The 4624-nt window shown below is 61.6% G+C and carries 3 protein-coding genes and 3 pseudogenes; 3 read left to right on the forward strand and 3 right to left on the reverse strand.

All coding sequences use genetic code 11. The features are described from left to right. Positions 1-202: 202 nt before the first annotated feature. Positions 203-518 (forward strand): annotated as a pseudogene (locus tag J1M86_RS26615) (IS110 family transposase); the annotation flags it as partial. 90 nt (positions 519-608) lie between these two features. Here J1M86_RS26615 and J1M86_RS24365 read toward each other — a convergent pair. Further along, positions 609-1121: pseudogene (locus tag J1M86_RS24365) on the reverse strand (transposase); the annotation flags it as partial. A gap of 328 nt (positions 1122-1449) precedes the next feature. Between J1M86_RS24365 and J1M86_RS24370 the strand changes: the two are divergent. Then, positions 1450-2106, forward strand: coding sequence for a DUF305 domain-containing protein (locus tag J1M86_RS24370; protein WP_206511705.1), 657 nt, complete (start codon positions 1450-1452; stop codon positions 2104-2106). A 348-nt stretch (positions 2107-2454) separates the two neighbouring features. On the opposite strand, the gene J1M86_RS24375 is transcribed toward J1M86_RS24370, so the two are convergent. Both J1M86_RS24375 and J1M86_RS24380 read right to left on the reverse strand, forming a co-directional pair. Further along, entirely contained in the window at positions 2455-3282 is an 828-nt protein-coding gene (locus J1M86_RS24375; RefSeq protein ID WP_075840301.1) for a cytochrome c biogenesis CcdA family protein, read from the reverse strand. A 188-nt stretch (positions 3283-3470) separates the two neighbouring features. Next, a pseudogene (locus tag J1M86_RS24380) lies at positions 3471-3941 on the reverse strand (DUF3105 domain-containing protein); the annotation flags it as partial. Positions 3942-4027: 86 nt separating this feature from the next. Between J1M86_RS24380 and J1M86_RS24385 the strand changes: the two are divergent. After that, positions 4028-4261, forward strand: a complete 234-nt coding sequence (locus J1M86_RS24385; RefSeq protein WP_268995320.1) for a DUF4229 domain-containing protein — start codon at positions 4028-4030, stop codon at positions 4259-4261. Positions 4262-4624: the final 363 nt, after the last annotated feature.

Raw genomic sequence — 4624 nt, forward strand, 5'->3', positions numbered from 1 at the left:
GATCTAACCTTAGGAGTCGATCTTCTCTCCAGGGCCATACAGTGATCACCCACCAGCGGCTCGGTGATCAGCTTTCTCCGACTAACTTCGCTACTCTCGGAGACTCGCCGATCAAGTCCCATTAGGGCCCTCTCCGCATGTAAGCGTGGGTTGCCGACAGGAGTAGGTCCTGGCCGGTAGAGCCACAGATGTGGAGGCCCCAGTGACGAATGGTCGTACGAGTGTGGGTTTGGATGTGCACGCGCGGTCGGTGGTGGCGTGCGGTTTGGATGGTGAGATCCGGGGAGCTGCTCGAGCGTCGGCTCTCTCCTGACCACGAAAGAGTGTTCCTGGAGTGGACCCGTTCACTGCCAGGGCATGCGGCAGTCGTCTACGAGGCGGGTCCTCCGGTGATCGAGTGAAAAGCGATGCACGCGATGCCCCGGCATCTAGCGAGGTTGCTGCATCTGAGCGAGGTCACGGAAGTGGCGATTCCGAGTATTGAGCAAGAGTCGGCTCGTGATCTGGTGTCCGCGCAGCATCGAGGAATAGAAGAAGCTTCGACGCCGAAGTAACGATCTGCGTCGGATAGATGTCCGGGATGAACGGTCGATGACGATGTGAGATGTGGCCAGCGACCAGCACCAGCCGGCCAGTTCCCGTGCGATCCCGGCATTGGCGACGACGGCACGTTTGCCTCGCTGATCGAAATGTTCCCACCGTGCGTGCAGTCGCCGGTTCGCTTGATGTCCTCGCGCTTTGGCTTTGGGAGTCGAGTCCTTCCACCGTGCCACCAGTTCACGCCCCGGCCGATACGGTGTGCGGTGATGCCAAGCAGCCTCGACGAGCAGCCGACGCACGTGAGCATTACCGGTTTTGCTGACCCCACCTTGAGAACGTGATTCACCGGAAGAATGTTCGGTAGGAACCAGTCCGACGAACGCACCGATGGAACGCCCGGTCAACCGGTCCCAATCACCGATCTCTGTCGCCAACCCGAACGCCGTCAACGTCGCCACCCCGCGAAGACACCCCAACCGGGTCACCACCGGGGTGAACGAGGAATGCGCAGCCATCTCAGCGATAGCGGCATCGAGACGGTTCCTACGTTCGGTGGTAGCGATGACGGTCTCGTAGGCGGTGGAGAGTGTTTCCGCAGCACACTGTGGGAATGGCTGTGGCGATCACAGCTCGGTTATGCATCTGTGTCTGGCTATCGTCGGCGCCGTCGCGGCGTTGGCCGTCTTACGGGCAATCGTTGTGGGCGTCGCCGGGTCTCTCGTCCACGCTGCGCGAATGTCGGCAGTTCGTCATCGAACCGGGCACCCGCCGCCCTGGACCATTTTCACTCTCTCCGAATTGTCTGTGCTTCGGATCTGACAGGTGACTCACAGTTGCGTGAGACACCGATGACGACGGGCCAGTGTGCCCGTCGATCCGAACCACCCCAACACATTTGAGGAGTTTGCTATGCGTTCGAATCGATCTACCCGCTTCACGGTCGCGATAACGGCGGCTTCCGCCGTTGCCGCCGCAGTTCTCGCTGGTTGCAGCAGTGACGACGGCGGAATGGACATGCCCGGCATGTCGAGTAGCGATACACCGGCCTCGTCGTCCTCTGCAGCATCGGCCGAAGCATCGGCCGATTTCAACGACGCCGATGTCACGTTCGTTGAAGGGATGTACCCCCACCACGCACAAGCGGTGAATATGGCTGCACTTGTCGACGGCCGAACCGAGAATGCTCAGGTCATCGAGCTGGCCCAGGCCATCGAAGCAGCTCAAGCACCAGAGATGGAGCAGATGAATGCTCTGCTCACCGCATGGGGACAGCCCGCTGCGTCCGCAGACATGGGCGGCATGGACATGGGCGGCATGGACATGGGTAGCGGCGGTATGACCGGCATGATGAGCCAGGAGGACATGGATATGTTGTCGGCCGCCAACGGGGCGGAGTTCGACTCCATGTGGCTCACCATGATGATCGAGCACCACAAGGGGGCAATCGAGATGGCTCAGATCGAGTTGGCCGACGGCTCCAATCCCGATGCCAAGGAGCTTGCCTCCACTATCGTCGATGCGCAGCAAAGCGAAATCTCCACGATGGAAAGCCTGCTCCCCCAGTAACTATCAACTGAAGGGCGGGGCTTGGCTACAGCCGAGCCCCGCCCTTCAGTTTCGGAGACCTGGCCCATTAAGCTGCCAAACCGATCAACATGGGCCTCGGAAAGACGCCCTCCCCCGCCGGTGAACCTCGGCAGGGGGTCTGATTCGGCAGCGAGCTACGGGTCGCATTTTGGGGCACGCAGATCCGTGGGAGGGGAATGGGGTGCTCGGATCGGGTCATCGCGGCCCGGCACCGTCGACAGATAGTGGGTTCACTGTCCCCGGCACGGGCAACTGGGTGGAGGGAGTGATCCTGTAAACGTTGTCGGTACCGAACTACGCAGTGCCTGGTGCTGCCCGGCTTCCTTCTCAGATGGGTAATACAACCGAACTGACGAATTCATTGCGTATCCAGGCAATGAACACACCCCACACCCCTGTCAGCAGGGCGACACCGACGGCGATCATGATAACTCCGCCTGCCACTTTGATTCTCTGCGAGTTCCGCCGTAGCCAGCCGACACCGCGCATCGCCGAACTTGAGCCGAACGCGAGGACCACGAACGGTAGACCGAGTCCCAGACAGTAGGCGACGATGAGGGTGACGCCGCGCGCTGCCGTTGCGCCTTCAGTGCCGGCAGCAACGGACAGCACACCGGCGAGGGTGGGGCCAAGGCACGGCGTCCAGCCGAGCGCGAACACGCCACCGAGCACCGGCGCTCCAGCAAGAGACGAAATGCGTTGCGGCGCGAATCGAGTGTCGCGTTGGAATGCAGGAATGAACCCTATGAACGTCAAGCCCATGATGATCGTGATGACACCGCCGACCTGTTGGAGCACCTGTTCGTTGATGCGCAGGGTGCCAATGACCCCGAAGATCGAAGCGGTGGCGAGGACGAAGACAATGGTGAAGCCGGCAACGAACAAAGCCGCGGCGCCGGCCACCCGCCAGCGGCTCGCCAGCTTCGACGGTGCTCCACTAGTCGAGGCGGCGCCGATGGGCGGCGCGTCGGCACCTGCGATGCCCGCCAGGTACGACAGGTAGCCCGGAACCAGGGGCACAACGCACGGTGATGCGAACGAGACCAAACCGGCGAGCATGCATGCGGCGATCGCCAGAACCAGCGGTCCGCTCGATGCCGCATTCTGGAACGTCGAGCCGACGCTCTCGATCGCCTGGTTGTGATGCACCGACATGTCTTGAGCAAATCCGACCTCAACGGAGTCCGGTGCGGGCGTAGTGGAGATCGTGTCGTTCGGGGACACCAGAACGCCGATGAGGATTCCGGACAGGACGAGGGCCACCGCCAGTAACCCGATGAGCAGGCGACTGGGGCCGGACTTCCGCTCGGCGTCCGGGGTGACCTCGACGTCGTCGTGGACGGTCATCGGTTACCTCCCTCTCCGGGCGCGGCTGCGCCGTCACTGTTCGGCTCTTCATCCAGCGGGACCGCATCCGGGCCTGGTTCGCCGGCGTCGAAAGGCGGTGGATTATCGGGATCGAACGGGCCGGGAATCGTCGAACAACTCGCCCCGCTCTCGGGATGGGTCGAAGGATTCTGACGCAGAGCAGCGATGAATTGCGTGATTCGTGGATCGGAGGCGCTGTTGAGTTCGAGTCGGTGGCCCCATGATTGGAGCGTGATCGGTGCCTGAAGGTCTGGATAGGGCGACATCAACATGTAGGGTTCGCCCTCGACTCGCGCAGCGAGCGAATCCACGTCCTCGGCCGATACTCGGCTCGGATCGTACGTCACCCACACGGCACCGTGTTCGAGCGAATGGACCGCATTTTCGTTGCGATGGGACGCTGGATACACCACACCTGTGCACGTGGCTTAGTATTTAGAATGAGCCGAGGGTAACCCACCACGATCACAGGACATCCGATGCCACCGTTCCGTAACCTACGACCGCACAGGGGCTGCTCGCCCTCCACCTGCTGACCTACAACGGTGCACGTCTGCTGCTCGTGTGCATGGCCGCGGGGACCATCCTGGCCGTCGATGCACTGACCAGCCTCGACATCCCTGTTCCGCTGGTGTTGATCATCGCGCTCGGGACAAGCCTGCCGATTTCGGCGTTCGTATTCCGCAAGCTCCGACGAACGATCAACTCGGACATAGAAGCAGTCGACCGTGAACGCGCGAGGCGAAAGACTCGATCGCCGAAATGACCCGCGTCTACCCCGAGAGTTGTGCTCCGCGGCGGGTGACCAGTTCCCAGCGCGCCGTCGGGCATAGCAGCAGCCCTCTCTGTCAACCTTGAGTGAGACAGTTTGACCCGAGGTATTTACTGAGCCTGAGGGCGAGTTCGGAGAGATCAAGGTTGAGTAAGGATATTGCTTCGGAGCCTGCGGGTTCCGATGCTGGGGTTGAGGATCGGGTGCTGCCAGAGCCGGAGGTGGCTGAGCCTGGTTGCACCGATTCGGTAGCGACCAAGCGCGGGTCGCAGACACGAAATGCCCTGTCGTAGTGGAAGAATGAGATTTCTCGAGGATCAAATTCGGCCACAACGAAGGGCATCTCGCAGATGCAAC

Origin of the sequence: Rhodococcus sp. KRD197 (genome assembly GCF_017168235.1) — a bacterium.
Classification (GTDB): Bacteria; Actinomycetota; Actinomycetes; order Mycobacteriales; family Mycobacteriaceae; genus Rhodococcoides.

Coding starts and splice junctions, on each gene's coding strand:
- J1M86_RS24370 (WP_206511705.1), top strand. CDS start 1,450: ATGCGTTCGAATCGATCTACCCGCTTCACGGTCGCGATAACGGCGGCT.
- J1M86_RS24375 (WP_075840301.1), bottom strand. CDS start 3,282: ATGTCGGTGCATCACAACCAGGCGATCGAGAGCGTCGGCTCGACGTTC.